At 32.6% G+C, this 18,600-nt stretch carries 19 protein-coding genes; 18 read left to right on the top strand and 1 reads right to left on the bottom strand.

The annotated features are described in order from the left end of the window. Positions 1-325 precede the first annotated feature (325 nt). The 4 genes from J2X17_RS09070 to J2X17_RS09055 all read left to right on the top strand — a co-directional run bounded on the left by J2X17_RS09070 (position 326) and on the right by J2X17_RS09055 (position 5,136). Positions 326-2,224 (top strand): HsdM family class I SAM-dependent methyltransferase, encoded by a 1,899-nt coding sequence (locus J2X17_RS09070; RefSeq protein WP_310296720.1) that lies wholly within the window; start codon positions 326-328, stop codon positions 2,222-2,224. 3 nt (positions 2,225-2,227) lie between these two features. Next, positions 2,228-3,268, top strand: coding sequence for a restriction endonuclease subunit S (locus tag J2X17_RS09065; protein ID WP_310296718.1), 1,041 nt, complete (start codon positions 2,228-2,230; stop codon positions 3,266-3,268). Positions 3,269-3,358: 90 nt separating this feature from the next. After that, positions 3,359-4,531: a DUF262 domain-containing protein gene (locus J2X17_RS09060; RefSeq protein WP_310296716.1), complete on the top strand. Its 1,173-nt coding sequence runs from the start codon at positions 3,359-3,361 to the stop codon at positions 4,529-4,531. Further along, a complete protein-coding gene (locus J2X17_RS09055; RefSeq protein ID WP_310296714.1) occupies positions 4,528-5,136 on the top strand; it encodes a hypothetical protein in 609 nt (202 codons plus the stop codon). The genes J2X17_RS09060 and J2X17_RS09055 overlap by 4 nt, the downstream gene beginning before the upstream one ends. A gap of 103 nt (positions 5,137-5,239) precedes the next feature. Here the strand turns inward: J2X17_RS09055 and J2X17_RS09050 are convergent, their stop codons facing one another. After that, on the bottom strand, positions 5,240-6,919 hold the full coding sequence (locus J2X17_RS09050; protein WP_310296713.1) for an AraC family transcriptional regulator: 1,680 nt from the start codon (positions 6,917-6,919) through the stop codon (positions 5,240-5,242). A gap of 327 nt (positions 6,920-7,246) precedes the next feature. Here J2X17_RS09050 and J2X17_RS09045 point away from each other — a divergent pair, with 327 nt between their 5' ends. The 14 genes from J2X17_RS09045 (at position 7,247) to J2X17_RS08980 (ending at position 18,596) form a co-directional block, all read left to right on the top strand. Then, positions 7,247-7,930: a hypothetical protein gene (locus tag J2X17_RS09045; RefSeq protein ID WP_310296711.1), complete on the top strand. Its 684-nt coding sequence runs from the start codon at positions 7,247-7,249 to the stop codon at positions 7,928-7,930. 18 nt (positions 7,931-7,948) lie between these two features. After that, positions 7,949-8,194 (top strand): hypothetical protein, encoded by a 246-nt coding sequence (locus J2X17_RS09040; protein ID WP_310296710.1) that lies wholly within the window; start codon positions 7,949-7,951, stop codon positions 8,192-8,194. 44 nt (positions 8,195-8,238) lie between these two features. Further along, the gene (locus tag J2X17_RS09035) at positions 8,239-9,126 is read left to right on the top strand and encodes an AraC family transcriptional regulator (RefSeq protein ID WP_310296708.1); all 888 of its coding nucleotides are present in this window, start codon (positions 8,239-8,241) and stop codon (positions 9,124-9,126) included. 35 nt (positions 9,127-9,161) lie between these two features. After that, positions 9,162-10,367: a hypothetical protein gene (locus J2X17_RS09030; protein ID WP_310296706.1), complete on the top strand. Its 1,206-nt coding sequence runs from the start codon at positions 9,162-9,164 to the stop codon at positions 10,365-10,367. 166 nt (positions 10,368-10,533) lie between these two features. Then, positions 10,534-11,013: a hypothetical protein gene (locus J2X17_RS09025; protein ID WP_310296704.1), complete on the top strand. Its 480-nt coding sequence runs from the start codon at positions 10,534-10,536 to the stop codon at positions 11,011-11,013. 123 nt (positions 11,014-11,136) lie between these two features. Then, entirely contained in the window at positions 11,137-11,475 is a 339-nt protein-coding gene (locus J2X17_RS09020) for a DUF4134 domain-containing protein (RefSeq protein WP_409025256.1), read from the top strand. 19 nt (positions 11,476-11,494) lie between these two features. After that, on the top strand, positions 11,495-11,809 hold the full coding sequence (locus J2X17_RS09015) for a DUF4133 domain-containing protein (protein WP_310296700.1): 315 nt from the start codon (positions 11,495-11,497) through the stop codon (positions 11,807-11,809). Between the two features lie 32 nt (positions 11,810-11,841). Continuing rightward, entirely contained in the window at positions 11,842-14,310 is a 2,469-nt protein-coding gene (locus J2X17_RS09010; RefSeq protein ID WP_310296698.1) for a TraG family conjugative transposon ATPase, read from the top strand. A gap of 13 nt (positions 14,311-14,323) precedes the next feature. Further along, a complete protein-coding gene (locus J2X17_RS09005; protein WP_310296696.1) occupies positions 14,324-15,007 on the top strand; it encodes a conjugal transfer protein TraI in 684 nt (227 codons plus the stop codon). A 13-nt stretch (positions 15,008-15,020) separates the two neighbouring features. Next, positions 15,021-15,635 (top strand): hypothetical protein, encoded by a 615-nt coding sequence (locus J2X17_RS09000; protein ID WP_310296694.1) that lies wholly within the window; start codon positions 15,021-15,023, stop codon positions 15,633-15,635. 11 nt (positions 15,636-15,646) lie between these two features. Continuing rightward, positions 15,647-16,282 carry a TerB family tellurite resistance protein gene (locus J2X17_RS08995; RefSeq protein WP_310296692.1) on the top strand — a complete coding sequence of 212 codons (636 nt, stop codon included), beginning with the start codon at positions 15,647-15,649 and terminating at the stop codon, positions 16,280-16,282. A gap of 12 nt (positions 16,283-16,294) precedes the next feature. Then, the gene (traJ, locus tag J2X17_RS08990; protein WP_310296690.1) at positions 16,295-17,494 is read left to right on the top strand and encodes a conjugative transposon protein TraJ; all 1,200 of its coding nucleotides are present in this window, start codon (positions 16,295-16,297) and stop codon (positions 17,492-17,494) included. A gap of 29 nt (positions 17,495-17,523) precedes the next feature. Then, entirely contained in the window at positions 17,524-18,132 is a 609-nt protein-coding gene (traK, locus tag J2X17_RS08985; protein WP_310296688.1) for a conjugative transposon protein TraK, read from the top strand. A gap of 83 nt (positions 18,133-18,215) precedes the next feature. Beyond that, a complete protein-coding gene (locus J2X17_RS08980) occupies positions 18,216-18,596 on the top strand; it encodes a hypothetical protein (protein ID WP_310296687.1) in 381 nt (126 codons plus the stop codon). Positions 18,597-18,600 lie beyond the last annotated feature (4 nt).

The raw sequence follows: 18,600 nt of genomic DNA, 5'->3' as shown, positions 1-18,600 counted from the left end.
AAACATATAAAGTGCTCCCACTACATTATAATATGGTAGGTAAAAACAAACCTAATAAGCCAACTTAAAATTATATCTTTGGGCATTAATAAAATAAGCAAATGGTTTAATGACAGTAAAAAATAGCAATTTAATAGTAAAAAATACTGAAGTAATGACATTTTTTTTAATGAATAGTTTATATCTTAAGTGATATAATTCTTTAAAAAAAAGATAATGAAATTATTTAGATTGTCAAATCTTACTTTACTTTTATCAAAAATAATATCTAAAATGACTGATAGCTTTTATAATTGGTCTAATTGGTTGAAAATACAAAACAATAATGGCAAACGAGCGTAAAACTGATTTTTTTATAGGGAAATTATTAGATCAAGCTAAAATTGAATATACACCAAATGGTAGTGATATTAAAGAGGTGAATGATGCTTTAAAAACAGCTTCTAAAAAAGGTACTGGTAGAATAGGCTTTCCGGAATTTACAGCAATCGTCAAAGATTATATAATTGTAATAGAGAATAAAGCTGATATAAATAAACAAGCTCACTTTATTAATAATAATTTAATAGAATATTCTACTGATACAAAATCTTTAATCAACTATGCTGAGAATGGAGCTCTACATTATGCAAAACAGATTGTAGAAAAAACAAGTTTTAAAAAAGTTTTTGCGTTTGGGTGTTCTGGTGATGAAAAGCATCATACGATTCGTCCTATTTATGTTGACCTAAACGGTTATAAACCTCTAGATAAGGTTGATAATTTTATTAATTTTTCAAAACAAAATATTGATCGCTATTATCGAGAACAAGTTCTAGGGGAAACGCCGCAAGAAGAGTTAGAATTAGAAGATATTCTTGCCAAATCTAAAGAATTACATGAGGCATTGCGTAATTATGGACAATTAGGTGATTCTGAAAAGCCGTTAGTTGTATCAGCAATCTTGTTAGCATTAAGCGAGAAGACTTTCAACATGGAAACCTTAATCGGTGATGAGGAAAAAACTGATGGGCAAATTTTATACGACTACATTTCTACATACATGAATCGTGTAAAAGTAACGCCATCAACTAAAAAAGAAAAGGTATTAGGTCAATTTAATATGATTAAAGACCGTGCGCTTTTAAATCAAATTGATGCTCGCTTGAAAAAAACGCCATTAAAATATTTTACTGAATATCTAGAAAAAAATATTCTAAAGTCAGTAAAAGCAAATACTGCCGAAGATGTTTTAGGTAGGTTTTATGGAGAGTTTATAAGTTTTAGTGGAGGTGATGGACAGACTTTAGGAGTGGTATTAACACCAAGTCACATTACCGAATTATTTTGTGATTTGGTTGATTTAAAACCAACTGATCAAATTATGGATCCATGTTGTGGAACATCAGGCTTTTTAATTGCAGGAATGCATAAAATGTTAGAACAAGCAAAAGATGATAAGGAGATAGAGCGAATAAAACAACAACAGTTGCATGGTATTGAAATTCGTGAAGATATGTTTTCAATTGCTACAACTAATATGATTCTTCGAGGTGACGGTAAAAGTAATCTAGAGAATAAGGATTTCTTAAAAATACCAGTTGAAGAGCTTCGAGAAAAGAAGCTTACTGTAGGATTTATTAATCCTCCGTATTCACAAGCTAAAAATAAAGAAACTGTTCATCTATCTGAAATCAGTTTTATAAAGCATCTGCTAGACTGTTTAGCAGATAATGCTCGTTGTGTTGCTATTGTGCCACAATCCACAATGGTAGGTAAAACTAAAGAAGATAAAAAAATAAAAGCTCGCATATTAGAACAACATACATTGGAAGGAGTATTAACTCTGAATAAAAATACATTTTATGGTGTTGGAACTAATGCGTGTATAGTGGTTTTTACCGCTCACCAACCACATCCACCTCAAAAACGTTGTAAATTTATCAATTTTGAAGATGATGGTTATGTAGTTAGTAAACATATAGGATTAACTAAGACACAACGAGCAATTTCACAAAAACAATTACTATTAGATATTTGGAATGACGTTCGTGATACTGAAACTAAATACATGGTAAAAACGATCATAGAAGCAGATGATGAATGGTTACATTCATTTTATTACTTTAATGATGAAGTACCAAAAATAGAGGATTTTGAAAAAAGTATTGGCGACTATCTTTCTTTTGAGTTCAATATGATTATGCAAGGAAAAGGATATTTGTTTAATAATGAAAATGAATAAACTATGGATCTAATTGATAGAGAATGGAAAGAGTTTAAAATTCAAGAAATTTTTACTGTTGAGAAGGGCATTTACTTGCACTCTAGTAAAATATTGAAAGGAGATAACCCGTATATAACTGCTCGTTCAGAAAATAATGGTTTAAATCAACTTATTGGAAACGAATCTATTTTTAAAGGGAATGCAATAACTATTGAAAAAATAAATTTATCTGCTTATTACCAAAAACATGACTTTTATTGTTCTCATGATGTATCTGTTATTAGAAATCAATTTTTAAATCAGTTTAATGCAATTTTTATTTGCAATATGATAAACCGCCAAGGTTTTAAATACTCCTATGGTCGACAAGCGCAAATGAATATTGTAAAAAAAGAAACAATATATCTTCCATGTGATGAGTTTGGTAATCCCGACTATATATTTATGGAACAATATATAAATCACAGAGAAATTACAAAGCAGAATCTGTATGATACTTATGTTAATGAACGTTTAAAAAAGCTTGGTTTTATTAAAAAAGTATTACCATTGGAACAAAAAGTTTGGAAAGAGTTTTTTATAGAAGATATTGCAGAAATTTCATCTGGACGAGATATATATGAAAGTGAACGTGTTTCGGGAAATGTACCTTATATTACCGCTACAGCTAATCAGAATGGAATAGGATATTTTGTAAAAAATGAGAATGTGACTTTGGAAGAAAATTGCTTATCAGTAAATAGAAACGGTTCAGTGGGCTATTCTTTTTATCATCCATATAAAGGTCTTTTCTCTAATGACTGTAGAAAACTACGGTTGCATCACAATAATAAATATGTGGGATTATTTATCTCTAGACAGATAACGTCACAAAAAGAAAAATATGGATATGGCTACAAAATGGGAACTGGGAGGTTAAAAAGGCAGAAAATAATGCTCCCGGTTGATAATAACGAAAAGCCCGATTATTTATATATGGAGCAGTTTATAAAGAATATAGAAATAGGAAAATTACAACATTATGTAGATTTTAAAACGCAAAAAAAGAAGAATATAAAGTAATTGAAAGTTATTGACAATGAAGCTTAATGTTAAGTGTAAAGTTATAGATTCCGAAATAATAGACGATTGATTAATAGAAAAAAATATAATATGAGTGATCAAAATTTTGTTGAAGATCAAGAATTAGAAGATACTAATGAATTACAATTAGCTGAAAATTCAGAAATTGAGCAATATGAATCTATAGGGGATTTGACCTTTGTAGAAAAAAGGGCGTTATTGGAGAAGACAAAGATTGTAAAACAGACATGGTCAATCTTAGAAATATATCAAAAAATTAAAAGTGGTAAATTAATATTGTCTCCGGAGTATCAAAGAAATAGTATATGGAAAGTAGATAAACAAACGGCATTTATAGAAAGTTTATTTATGGATATACTTGTTCCTCCTATATATGTTGTTGAAGTCCCAGGAGATGACGTATTAGAAGATAGTACTTATGAGGTAGTTGACGGTAAACAGCGTTTAACCGCAATTCATGATTTTATTATTAATAATTATTCATTAGATTCTAAGACTTTAGAATATTTTGCAGATCTGTTTTCGGACAAAAAATTTACTGAGATCCAATCATTTTTTCCTGAAGAAACTAATAACCTTTTGTCTTCTGTACTGGATATTTATGTAATTACTGCAAATTCGCCTGAATTCACAAAATATGATATTTTTTCTCGTCTAAATAAAGGTTCAGAAAAATTAAAAGTTAATGAAATTAGAAAGGCAATTTATCGTTCATCTACCTTAAAACGTATTGAAGCATTTACAAATAAACATTTAGTAAGAGAAAATAAAGATGATATAGAGTTTGTTAAATACAATCTTTTTTTTACACAAAATGATATTCAAAGATATGAAGACTATGGTAGGTTTTATAGAAGTATTGCTTTTTATGTCAAATCAAAAATAGAACCGGAAGTTTTTGTTGAAGGCTATAATTCTAGACCTAGAGAAATGATAAATATTGTTCTCCAAGGTATTCAGCTTAAAAAAACCAACATTCCAAATAATATTATAGATAATATCCTAAACTTTACATTAGATTTTGGAGTATGGTTAACGGAAAATAAAGTTGAAAAAAGTAGAATTCACTATATAATAGATTCATTAATTCTTTTCAATGAAAAAATAACTGATTTTAATTCCATAAAGCCGCTTTTAGAAGATGAGAATTTTAATGCTACTTTTGAAAAGTCAGTAGCAACTACAACAAATGTTAACGAGCGATTAAGAATAGCATATGATTTTGTAAGTACTAATCTATGACGGAACAAGAATTTGAAAACTTTAAAATAGAAGCTTTGCTAAGAGCTTATTATTTCAGTTTGTTTGCTGAATTTGAGAAGTTAATAAGAAAGATTTTTAACGAAGAAATTGTAAGTGTAGATAGACAATTTAAAAATAAATTGTTTTTCTACTATGGAGCAGTGCATGGTAATTCTACGTTTATAGATTATCAAAAGAATATGGCAGTTAAGTTAGAAAAAGCTTTCACAGAAGATGAACTTTTTAAAGATTTTGCAGTACTCAAACTTATAAAAATCGATGAGACTGATAAAATTATTAAAAAATTTGACTTTGAAATTCGCTCTCTAAATAAACGAACAGTGAATCTTCCTTTTCATGAAATTACTAAAAAATTGGTTGAGATGAGAAACATACTAGCACATGAACCTAAAGATCTCGAATTTAAAGATAAACATCTTGTTGAATTGTTATCAAGCGCTACTATTAAAGAATACAATAATTTCGATTTTGGCGATTTTGATATGTCTACGGCAAGTACAAAAAATCAAGAATTATTGAGTAATTTAATATATATGAACTTGTTAATGATTGAACTAGATGGAGTTACTTCGCTAGTGAATTAAGTACTAGTTTATAGATTTAAGGCATTAGTGACATATGGTAAACTTTGATGTAATCAATTGAAAAGTAATTTGCATTTTAAAAAGATCAGGTCTTTGTTAAGACCTAATCTTTGTTTCTTTTTATATGTTCAATAAAAAATACTGTAGGCATTTCAGTTCTGGCAAGAAAAGCACTAGCAAATCTTTGTGTACTAGTGAAGCCGACTTCCTCAGCGAGCGCCTTATTTGTATAATTCCTGAGCTGCTTATCATTTTGTAATAAAGTTATTAAATGATCAATTTTTAAATCATTAATATATTCTACAAAACCTTTATCCTTGTAATGAAAGATAATTTTTGAGAGATATTTTGTATTTGAATTAAATGACGCCGAGAGTTTTACCAGAGAAATGTCTTTCTCTAAAAATTTTTTAGTGGACTCAAATTTTTCTAACTGTTTTAGGACCGCGTCCACTGCTTCAGGATTTATATCTAAGATTTCAGGTCTGGTTGCTTTTGTTTTGGATCTGGTTTGATTTATATCGCTAGTTTTTAAAATGAGCTGTTCAAACTTTTGCTTATAGATTTTACGATTTTCAAAATGTCGATAGGTCAGAAAAATCAACACCACAAATAGGATCAGAATGATTGCTGCTAAAATCAAATCATAATATTTCCTTTTCTGCAGCAGATCATTTATCCTTTCTTTTTCAGCGAGTAAAACTTTGGTGTCATATTCTTTATGGATTTTTCCAATGAGATATTTATAGGTTTCGTTTAAACTGTGGTCGGCTTTTAAAAGCTGGTCTATATAATACAATTGCGTTTTTGGCTCGTTACGGGTTTTGTAATAGGTAATAAGTAACTCGTAAACCTCTCTAAGATCAGGACGTAAATAACCTTTGTCATTATAAATCTGATCTACTTTCTTAAAGTAAATTAAAGCCTCGTCCTGTTTTTTCAAGCTCCAAAGGCTTTTTCCGATATAAAAGTAACCAACTGATTCATTGGCAAAATCTTTATTTTCGATAATATTTTCTAGTGAGGCCTTTATCTGCGAAATAGCTAGTGTATAATTCTGTTTAAAGTAATTATTGATTCCTTCAGAATGGATAAAATAGGGCACCATATCTGTGTTGCTTAGTCTTTTGCTTTCCGCAAGTCCAATGTCATTTGTTTGAGAGCAAAGTCCATAATTTCCAATTTTATTGTAACAGAGGCCTAATGAATGCAGTGAGTTAAGATATGGCCTTGAATTTTCGCTTTTAAAATACACAACACATTCTTTTAATAAAGAAATTGCCTCGTCATAAAAACCTAAATAATATTTAATTTGAGCAATGTTGTATTTCACTTTATAGATCAGATATTTATCGTTGGTTTTTGAGATATAACTATTAGCAATGATATAATTATCCAGGGCCGAGTTCTGCTCTTTGAATCCATAAAAAACAATTCCTTTTGATAGATAAGCCGATCCAATAAGCGCATTGTTATTGGATTGCTTGGCTGCATAAATCATGCTGTCGGCATATATCAATCTGAGTTTATCAGGAGATTCGTGAAGAATATTTTGATAGCCGTTTACGATCTCTTTCCAATTCTGCTCATTTTTTGCTTTATGCAGGTAGGTAAACAAATAAACAGAAGCTTTCGCGCTATCTTTTTTTAGATCATATATTTTGTTGTCCAAATATTCATAATCTCTTTTTTGAAGGGAATCAGGAATTTTATAGATCATTTTTTGCGCGATTGCCAACTGACTAATACACAGCAATACTAGAAGAGGAAATTTTTTTTTCATTGATTTGGTTTGGAGACTATATTTTTTTGATTAAAAAAAACATAGAGGTTTACGATTAGTAGGATGATAATCAAAGTTATCTAAAATATTGTAAGTCCTTGTAGTACAAGGTTAACTTCGATAAAAGTGTAGTGTGAATTTCGTGGAAATCCATATCATATTTCGTGGAAACCCACATTGATTGTGTTGTTTGGGAATTTTTAGGGAAATAGATTTGCTTTCGAATTCAAAGGCAAAATGTTTAGCAAAGTGCTGAATAAAAATTCTGCCAACCCAGGGTGAAATGAATTGAGAGGTAACTCTCGATCATATTTAAACACATTAATCATGAAAAATTTTCTATTATGTATGATTTTCCTATTTCAATTTTCTTCCTGTTCAACTGATTCAGATTTTGATAATGCAGAAAGTTTTAATGCAAGCAAATCAAAGCAAATTTCTTTCTCTGCTGAGAATAAAAGGAATCCAATGGATGCGAAGGGTAAAAAGTATTCTGATGTTTTGAGCTTCTATTTAAAGAGTAATAAAGTCCCAAATTCAAAAATCGAATTAACGAATCAAATTAATTTTATTTCAAAAGAATTTTTAAAAGGGAATTCTCTAGAAAAAAAAGTACAACAAATAACTCCTGAGCAGATTTCTACTATCATGGATAATCCTGAATCGGCGCTTCTTGAAATTATAGAAGACAGTACATTAGGCTCAAACGCTAAAAGCGAATTATTAGAGTTTGTCCAAAGCTTAATAGACAGGCAAAATGATAACTATAGCGATGTCTATTTATATATCATTGCATTTGAAGACGAGATAATACAGAATACCTCGCTGTTTACAGATGAAAAAAATGCGATTCTGACAATATCATCTGTTTCAAGATATGTTCTTTATGCTGAAGCGCGTAAGGATCGAGACTGGGAGACTTCAGTAGGCAATAGGATTGCACAGCCTTTTTTGGGTTTTAATCAGGCAGCAATAATTTCGCTTCTTGCGCTTCTTGAAGAAATTATTTAACATTCAAAGTGATTAATTATGGTCTACAATAATTTGAAACCAAGAACTATCTTTTATTTATTTCTGATCATTTTTAATCTTGTGAGCCTTTATTTCATCATAGAACTTTTTACCTATGATGAAATAGTAGGCTACTTAATCACAGGTGAGAAAAAAATAGGAAGCCCAAGGGCAAGAGCTTATTTATTGCTGATTACATTTTTACTCAATCTATATTTTATGATGGTGGAAGTAATCGAAAATTTCTTTATAAATAAAATGTAATCCCTCGCAACGTTGCGTCTTTGATCTTTCTAATTGTAATAATCATGATAAAAGATTTAATAAATATTGAACTGAAAGATTTGCCCATTGAAGGGCTTGATGTTCATATTATTAAAAAATATATCGTAAAAACAGCTTCGGATGAATCATTTTTAGTAAATAATTTTTCCATTTTACTTATTAAATCCGGCAAATTTAAAATTCAGATTAAAGATATTGTCCAACATTTATCAGCCCATGATTTTATAGTAATTCCAAAAAATTCCTTCTGCACTATTCTTGAAGTTCAGGATAAATTGCAATTATTTTTAATTTCTTTCACCTCTGAATTTGCATTTCAAAATTGTCTAAAAAGAGAATTAGTTGAAACGTTTTATTTCTTCATCGGAAAGTCTTCCATTAAAATCACCTTGGAAGAAAGAGATTTCATTGTGCTTTCTCTAATTTATAAACTTATTTATTATGTGAACAATGATGCCAAAAAAAATGGATTAGAAAGAGAGTTACAGCGGATTAGTTTCAACTTATTTCTATATGAACTCAGACTTATATTTGGGAAATACAGTTTGGATGAAAAATTGAATTTTACGAGAAAAGAAACCCTGGTTATTCACTTTTTGACTCTTCTTACCATCCATTGTAAAAAACAGCATAACGTAAAATTTTATGCCGGTTCATTATTTGTTACTTCGGGACATTTGAATAAAATAGTAAAGCAAATAACTGGGAAAACAATTAAAATATTTATAGCGGAAGCTATCATAAGTGAGGCTAAAAATCTACTTGATGACTCACAGATTTCAATTGCTTTTGTGGCTGAAGATTTAGAATTCAGCAACGCTTCAAGCTTTAGCAATTTCTTTAAAAGACATACTTCTATATCCCCATCTGAATATCGTTCGAATACTACCGAAAATTTTAGAGATCGTTAGTTTTCGTTGCATTAATTGTAATTTAAAACTATACCATGATGATTAAAACATATCCTTTAGAATGTTTAGACTCGTTGATTTTAGAAACTTTCGATTCCAATAATAATATAAAGATGAAGTCAATTTTGGAAAGTGATCTAAATCTTATAGCAGAAAATATTTTAAAAGAGTCTTACAATGTCAAATTTGAACTAAAGAAGGAAATTTTTTGTCTGCACAAAAAAGGCCAGATTCAGCTTTTAGTTAGAAAATATCATTCAACCATTATTTTTTTACTGGATAATGTAATCGAAAATCAAAATACAGAAAGGTTCAGAGGAGCTAATTTATCGAAAATCATTGATAAGATAGTTATGGTTCTTGATGAACTGTTATCTTTTGTTCAAAATTGGTTTTCCGGATATTTGAGCCTTGATGAAAGAGTGCCTGCGACCTATCTTATAGTAGCAAGAAAGGAATTGATTTTAAAATTGGAAACTATTAAAAGAAAAAAAATCTCCGGTGACTCGGATACCAATGTAATGAAAATTGTTTTGGAGATTCTTTATAGGACTTCTGAGCTTTATCACGGAAATAAAATTACTTACCGTCATATTATATATCAAAAAGAACTCCTTAGACATTTGGAGGAACACAATTATAGCGAAAAGACCTCAAGCATATTTTCATCTTTAGACCATTTATTGATAAACTTAAATTTTAATTACAGCGGGTATATAAACTGCTTAATTGAAAGATTTACTTTTAATTTAAATTCGACCACGATATTAGAAAATAGAAACAGTATGCTTCTATTTTACTTTAAGGAGCTTAATCAGATGCAGTCTAGTGATCACGTTATGTTTGATCCCCTCCAGCAAAACATAAAGGATGTACTTGCTAACTGGCTAGAATATGAAATTGCTTATTCGCAAAAAAATGTAAAGCCAAATGAAATTTCTAAGATAGATTTTGTGACAGAACAATTAAATCCAGCAGAGGTAGATACAAATAAGCTTGAGTGTATTTTGTCTACAGATCAAATGGGACTTATTTTGAGAGCTACCGATGAGTCCAGAATAGTAAAGGCTAAATCGATGACTCAGGTTTTTAAAACTATTATTCCTTATCTCTCCACACCATTTAAAAAGGATCTTTCTTATCAATCGGTCAGAAGCAAAGCCTATCATGCGGAGGAAAGGGATAAACAAATTGCTATTCAGACTTTGGAAAAGATTATTAAAAAAATAAAAACTTATTAAAAGGCGACCACAACTGCCCTGAGAAGGGGTACGGAAGGGCACGATTTAAAGTTGTACTTGTAGAGAATGTTACATATCACTTCCTTTGACTTGTAGAATGAATCATAAAACTTTGAAGTGATTCATAGAGAAAGTGAACTGATGTTGAATGATAAATGAAAAGGCTATGCTTACAACAATCTCGTGGAGCAATTATATTATTGCCATAACTGTACTGATGCTTTTTTGGTACTTGTTTTTAGGACTTCGATTTTACAAAACTGAATTTAACCGTGTTTTATCAGGACAGTTGAAAATTAGATTTCCTGCACTAAACAGGAATCACTCACAAGTAAATGAGCAAAAAAAATCAGAGAACCTTTCTGAAGTTGGTTTGTCAAGTTCAATGGAGGAATCCTTCAGCACTGTGGAAGATGCTCAGGAACTATCAGACAGGTTAATTATTGCAATTGCAGAACATTCACAGAGTAATCTGTCAAAAGAGGAGTTTACGAATTATATCAGGTTAATTTTAAGTGAGTACCCTTTTGTAAAGAGTTCTTCTTTACGACAAATGATCAATAAATTGTTGGTATCAGAAAGTGGAAAAAATCCACAAATAATTATGACCTATAACCAGGCTGATGTCCTTTGGGATTCTGCTTAATAAATTTCAGAAGAGGAATGATCCCTGTTCGCTCTGATGCGGTATGGCTGATGTGACGGAAAAATAGAGTTGTGTAACGGCGAGATTCCTCTTCTTTGTATTAAACTTTAAAAAATGTAAATGATGAAAAAATGTGATTGGAAGTTAAAAGATTTAAATGTGTCAAAGTTATTGTCTGTTGGGCTAATTCTTTTATTATTACTTGACCAATATAATGGATATGCACAGGATGGAGTTGCAGGAATTAATGAAGCAAATCAAAAGGTAAGAAGTTATTTTGATGCAGGAACAGAGCTGATGTATGCCGTTGGTGCATTACTGGGACTTATTGGTGCAGTTAAAGTATATCAGAAGTGGAATGCAGGTGATCCCGATACAGGAAAAGTCGCAGCCGCATGGTTTGGCAGCTGCGTATTTTTAGTGGTAGTAGCTACGGTTATTAAGTCATTCTTTGGTGTTTAGATAATACAAATGAAAACTTATGAGCAACAGCGTCTACCATATTAATAAAGGAATTAATCAAAGCATAGAATTTAAAGGACTTAAAGCCCAATACATATGGTATTTGGGAGGAGGGGTTGTAGCTCTGATGATACTGTTTGCGCTAATGTATATTATGGGTTTGCCCTCACTTGTCTGTATCGCAATTATTGCTATTGCTGGAACTATTCTAATTGTACGCATCTATAAAATGAGCAATCAATATGGAGAATTTGGGATGATGAAGGCATTGGCAAGAAAACAAATTCCAAAAAACATAAAAGTATACAGCAGGAGAATTTTTAAAATATTATAGCTATAGAACGTTAATCTTAAAAACAGTTACTAATGCAGAAAGAGATAGATGATATTTTACCGATTATGGCTGTCGAGCATGATTGTATCTTATCCAAACAGGGAGATATAACTGTTGCCTTTAAAGTGGAGCTGCCGGAGATTTTTACTTTGTCAGACCAGGAATATGAAGCGTTTCATCAGAGCTGGATTAAGGCTATGAAAATACTTCCGAAATTTTGCGTGTTTCACAAACAGGACTGGTTTTTGGAAAGTACCTATAAAGCTGATTTTGAAAATCAGGACAGTAGTTTTTTAACCAGAAGCAGCGAGCGATTTTTTAATGAAAGGCCTTTTTTAGACCATTCCTGTTACATCATGATTACTAAAAAAGCTCCAGGAAGGAAAAGTTCAAGTTCATTGTTTTCTAATTTGATCAGAAACTCACCGGTTCCTGAACAAACATTAAAAGATCAGCTTTTTCAGGATTTCATTGACTCCACAGGACAATTCAAACGAATTATGGAGGATAGTGGTTTTGTGAAGCTTAACCGTCTCAAAGATGTCTCGCTTAAAAGCCAGAGCAGAAATATTGGCCTGATTGAGAAATATTGCTTTTTGTCTGAGCGTGAGAGTTCTTTTGTTTATAAGGATCTTAAATTTAGCGAAGGTCTTGAGGTAGGAGACAAGCATTGTCAGTTATTTACTTTGGGAGATGCCTCGGATCTGCCAGCTCTTTGCGGTTCAAGAATCAATTATGACAGATATTCCACCGATAAAACAAAATTTAGTGTAGGATTTGCCTCCACACTCGGACAGTTACTGGCATGTAATCATATTTACAATCAGTACATTTTTATCGATGATGCCCAGAAGACAATTCAAAAACTAGAGAGCAAAAGACTGCGATTGCAATCGCTCTCAGCTTATAGCAGAGAAAATATGATTGCCAGGGATGCAACAAACGATTTTTTGAACGAGGCGATCTCGTTGCAGCGACTACCTGTTAAAGCTCATTTTAACGTATTGGCCTGGACATCAGATTTGGAAGAGTTGAATGAGATTAAAAATAAGGTTTGCTCAGCGCTTGCGCAGATGGATTCTGCTGCCAAGCAGGAAACGGTTGGGGCACCACAGATATATTGGGCAGGAATGCCGGGCAATGCTGCCGATTTCCCAATGAATGACACCTTTGACACTTTCACTGAACAGGCGGTATGTTTTTTAAATATGGAAACAGGTTACAGGTCTTCGCTGAGCCCTGTTGGTATTCGGTTAGGAGATCGTTTAACAGGTAAACCAATCCATGTTGATATTAGTGATGAGCCCGTAAAAATGGGGATTTGTACCAATCGTAATAAGTTTATCCTGGGGCCATCTGGAAGTGGAAAATCATTTTTTACCAATCATATGGTTAGAAGTTATTATGAACAAGGAACTCATATAGTGCTGGTAGATGTAGGCCACAGTTACAAAGGATTGTGTGATATGGTTGGGGGGTACTATTTTACTTATGACGAAAAGAATCCTATCAGGTTTAATCCTTTTTACATAAGTGAAGGAGACACATTGGATACCGAAAAAAAAGAAAGTATCAAAACGCTGCTGCTAGCCCTTTGGAAAAAAGATGATGAGTCATTCAACAGAAGCGAATATGTGGCGCTGTCAAATTCTCTGCAGTTGTACTACGAAAAGCTTGAAATTAATAAATCTATTTTTCCGTGTTTCAACACTTTTTATGAATTTTTAAAAGAGGACTTTGTCCCGATTCTGGAAAGTGACAAGGTTAAGGAGAAAGATTTTGATGTTAATAATTTTCTTTATGTGCTTCGGCCTTATTACAAAGGAGGGGAGTTTGATTACTTGCTTAATGCCACTGAGAATCTGGAACTTTTAAAAGAGCGGTTTATTGTCTTTGAACTTGATAACATAAAAGACCATCCGATACTTTTTCCTGTAGTGACAATTATCATTATGGAAGTTTTTATCAGTAAAATGCGAAAGCTCAAAGGGATTCGAAAAATGATCTTAATAGAGGAGGCTTGGAAAGCTATAGCAAGGGAAGGAATGGCTGAATACATAAAGTATTTATTCAAGACGGTTAGGAAGTTCTTTGGTGAGGCTATTGTGGTTACCCAGGAAGTGGAAGATATAATTTCTTCACCGGTTGTCAAGCAGGCAATTATCAATAACAGCGATTGTAAAATCCTTTTGGATCAAAGCAAATATCAAAATAAGTTTGATCAGATTCAGGAATTGCTGGGCTTAACTGAAAAAGAAAAAGCACTGGTTCTTTCGGTTAATAAATCTAATGACCCGGATAAGAAATATAAAGAAGTGTTTATATCACTAGGAGGGATACTTTCTAAAGTGTATAGAACCGAAGTGTCACTGGAGGAATATTTAGCATATACCACAGAGGAGAGTGAGAAGGTAAAAGTAAATGCTTACGCCAGAAAATACGACGGTGATATAAAAAAAGGTATTGCTGCGTTAGCGTTTGACATGCGAAACGGAAATTAAATGAAATCGAAAAATGAAAACGAAATTAATCATTTATATGCTGTGCTTTTTTTTATTGAGCACAGAGGGGAGGCCAGCTGAAAATTGCAGTACCCTTCCTATTCTTGAGATAGTAAAAGCTGTTACCAAAAAAGTAATTAAAGCCATAGATCTGGGAATTCAGCGATTGCAGAATAAGACAATATGGCTTCAGAATGCTCAAAAACAAGTTGAGAATACCTTATCAAAATTAAAGCTTGACGAGATTTCAAATTGGACAAAAAAGCAGCGGGATCTTTATAAACGATACTATGAAGAGCTGCAAAAAGTTAAATCAATAATTACCTATTATCAAAGAATAAAGGAAATCACCAGCAAACAGACCAGACTTATTGAAGAGTATGAGCGGGCATGGAATCTCTTTAAGCAAGACAGCCATTTTAGTGCTTCTGAATTGGATTATATGGAAACAGTTTATACTGGAATTCTGGATGAGAGTGTAAAAAATATAGATCAGATATTTCTGGTGCTGGAATCATTCACAACACAGATGAGTGATCTTCGAAGACTCGAAATCATAAATGGGGCTGCTGATCAGATCGATGCAAATTATGATGACTTGACTCAATTTAATAAGCAAAACGTACTTCTGAGTTTGCAAAGGGCCAAGACTGAAAACGATGTAAATAAAGTCAAACAATTTTACGGAATTCCGTAATTAAGTAAAAAAGATGAAAATTATAGTACTATTATTATTTCTCTCGGGTTTGTTCTCACAGGGAATACACGCACAGGCCAAGCAAAGAAAGGTTTTGCTTCTGCAAATAGCTGCTCTCCAAACTTACATCGGTTATGCTAAAAAAGGATACAGTGTTGTTAAAAATGGACTTAATTTTATTGGAGATGTAAAAAAGGGAGAAGTAAACCTTCATGGTGATTATTTCAAATCACTTCAAAAAGTAAATCCAAAAGTTAGGAAGTACGTAAGAATTTCCGAGATTATTTCTTTACAAGTTAAAATTATAAAGGTTCAAAAAAATACTCTTAAGCAATTACAACATGAAGATTTGTTTCATGGAGATGAACTTGATTATATCAAAAAAACTTTTGAGAAGTTACTTGACAATTGCTCAGGAACCCTAGAAGAGCTTTTACTGATTTCGACCGATAATCAGCTTGAAATGAAAGATGACCAGCGAATAGAGAGAATTGATGGTTTGTACAGAACAATGATGGACGATTATTCTTTCTGTGAAAACTTTAGTGAGCAGATAAGGGTATTATCATTATCGAAAACTAAAGAGGAAAATGAAATTAGACAAAGTCATGTTTTACTTGGTTTATAAAGAAAATAGATATGAAAAAAATACTATTGATTTTTGTGGTCACGGTGACGCTTTTCGCGCCATTAAAGACCAAAGGCCAATCTCAGGAGATTCAGCAGCTGATTCTAAATATTGAGAAACTTGCTCAGTTTAAAAAGATTCTAAGCGACATGAAAAAAGGGTATGAGATTTTAAGTGGAGGTTATAATATTGTGAAAGATTTGTCCCAGGGTAATTTCTCTTTACATAAGACATTCTTAGATGCCCTGATGCAGGTGAGTCCCGTAGTTAAAAATTATAAGCGGGTTGGAGATATTGTAAGCTATCAACTTATACTTGTCAGGGAAAGCAAAATTGCGCTTAATCGTTTTGTTAAAAGCGACTCTTTTACAGCTAAGGAAATAGATTATTTTGAAAAGATATATTCCAATTTGACCAAAGAAAGTCTACGGAATCTCGATGAGCTCATTACCATTGTTACAGCTGACAAATTAAGAATGTCCGATGACGAAAGACTCGAGGCTATTGATAAAATATATCTCGAGATGCAGGAGAAAGTATTGTTTCTGCGAAACTTTAATTCTTCTTCCGATGTTCTTGCGCTGCAGCGTGCAAAAGATAAAAATGATGTCAATCTAATCCGTGACAATTATCAGATAAAAAACTAATTCCTAAGAAATATGCTCAGTATAAATAAAGTGACTGCTTTTGCGGTCGCAGGATTGTTATTCCCTTTTTCGAGCCAGGCTCAGGGAATTGGTGATAATATAGGGGGCCTTCATACTGTACTAGAACAGCTCTATGATGAAATGATGCCACTGTGTTCTAATCTCATTGGAGTGGGGCAGGGCATCGCCGGATTTGCGACGATTTGGTATATAGCTTCAAGAGTATGGCGTCATATTGCCAATGCAGAACCAATTGATTTTTACCCGCTTTTCAGGCCCTTTGTGATTGGTTTTTGTATTATGATTTTTCCATCAGTTCTCGCTTTGATCAACGGCGTGATGAAACCTACCGTTACCGCCACAGGTGCAATGATGACAGGATCTAATAAAGCCATTGAAGTTCTTTTGAATGAAAAGGAAAAGGCAGTGAAGCAAAGTGATCCATGGAAAATGTATGTTGGGATTTTGGGTACCGGTGATCGAGACAGATGGTATAAATATACGCATAGCCAGGCTGATCCGGCAGCAGAAGGAATGCTTGAAGGTATTGGCAATGATGTCAAATTCGCAATGGAGAAAGCTTCTTATAGTTTTAGAAATTCTGTTAAAGAATGGGCTAGCGAAGTTCTGAGAATTCTTTTTGAGGCTTCTTCATTGTGCATTGATACTCTTCGAACTTTTCAATTGGTGGTACTTTCTATTTTAGGTCCCTTGGTGTTTGGAATTGCAGTCTTTGATGGTTTTCAACATACCCTTACAGTCTGGTTGGCCAGATATATTAATATTTATTTATGGCTTCCCGTAGCTAATATTTTTGGCAGTATCATTGGTAAAATTCAACAGCAGATGCTCAAGCTTGACATTTCGCAAATAAATACTTCAGGGGATACTTTTTTTAGTCGAACAGATATGGGATATCTCATTTTTATGATCATTGGGATCGTAGGTTATTTTACTGTACCATCAGTAGCAAATTACATTGTGCATGCCGGTGGAGGAGGAGGACTTGGTCAAAAAGTGACAAGTATTTTTGGGAACTCTACTTCTTCATTAATTACAAGATCATCTCAAGGCGTGGGGATGGTGATGGATTCCATGGGAAATGCCTCAGGTAAAATGAGTCAGAGTATGTCTTCCTCCTCTGGCGCGGCCCCATATTTTGGTGAAAAAGGAAACTATATGAGCGATAAGCTCAAGGGAAACTCTAAGTAATTAAAACCAGCTCAAATATGTTTACAAAAATGAAAAATATAGACACTGCTTTTCGCTACGTCAGGGGTTTTACAATGCTCATTATTGTTGGCTGTATTGTTATTTGTTGTTATACGTTGTATAAAAGTTTTACAGCTGTAACGGTGATGCAGGACAGGATTTACATTTTGGCAAACGGCAAAGCTCTGGAAGCATTTTCATCTGATCGAAAAGAAAACGTTCCTGTTGAAGCCAGGGATCATGTGAAAACATTTCATAGATTATTTTTTACACTTGATCCCGATGATAAGGTAATTAAGTCAAATGTTACCAAGGCTCTTTATTTGGCCGATGATACGGCCAAGCGAGTATACGATGACCTGAAAGAAAATGGATATTATGCAGGGGTGATTTCTGGAAATATCAGTCAGACCATTATAATTGACAGTATTAATGTTGATGTTAACGTGTATCCTTATCATTTTAAATGTTACGCCAAACAAAACATCATTAGAACGACCAGTATTTTAAATCGAAGTCTAATTACAGAAGGGACTCTGAGAAATGTATCAAGAAGCGATAATAATCCACACGGTTTTCTTATAGAAAGGTGGAATACTATTGAAAATAAGGATTTGGGAGTTCAAAACAGGAAATGATGTGGAGGCAATTTAAAAAAAGAAAAGTTGTCAAAATCAGTCCTAAGTACTATTTGTTCCTGCAAGATAAATGGGCCAAAAAAATGAGCGCTCTAACTTCGGATTTATCGATGAGAACTTTGAAGTATTTACTGATACTATTTGTGCTTTTTACAGGGACTGTCTGCCTTTACAATGTCTGGTGTGGATTTTTTAGTCCAGATTCAGTTTCTCAAAAGATTTTTGTTCTTTCTAAAACTGCTTATAAAAATCAAAATCCAATATCGCAAAAAACTGTTCAGAATATGCCTGTATTATCAAAAAAGGAGCTTGAAAACATCACAAGTTTCATGTTATATATAGACAGCCTTAAGCAATCTCCAGAAGGAAAAGGAATTTACGAAAGTATAAATTACTCAAGGCCTGGCCTTCTGGACAGTCTTTATTATGTTGAGAACTATTATAAAAATAAGTCTAAAAACTAAACAC

The sequence above is a fragment of the Flavobacterium aquidurense genome (genome assembly GCF_031458035.1).
GTDB lineage: Bacteria > Bacteroidota > Bacteroidia > Flavobacteriales > Flavobacteriaceae > Flavobacterium > Flavobacterium aquidurense_C.
This window is presented reverse-complemented; position numbering and strand designations above follow the sequence as displayed.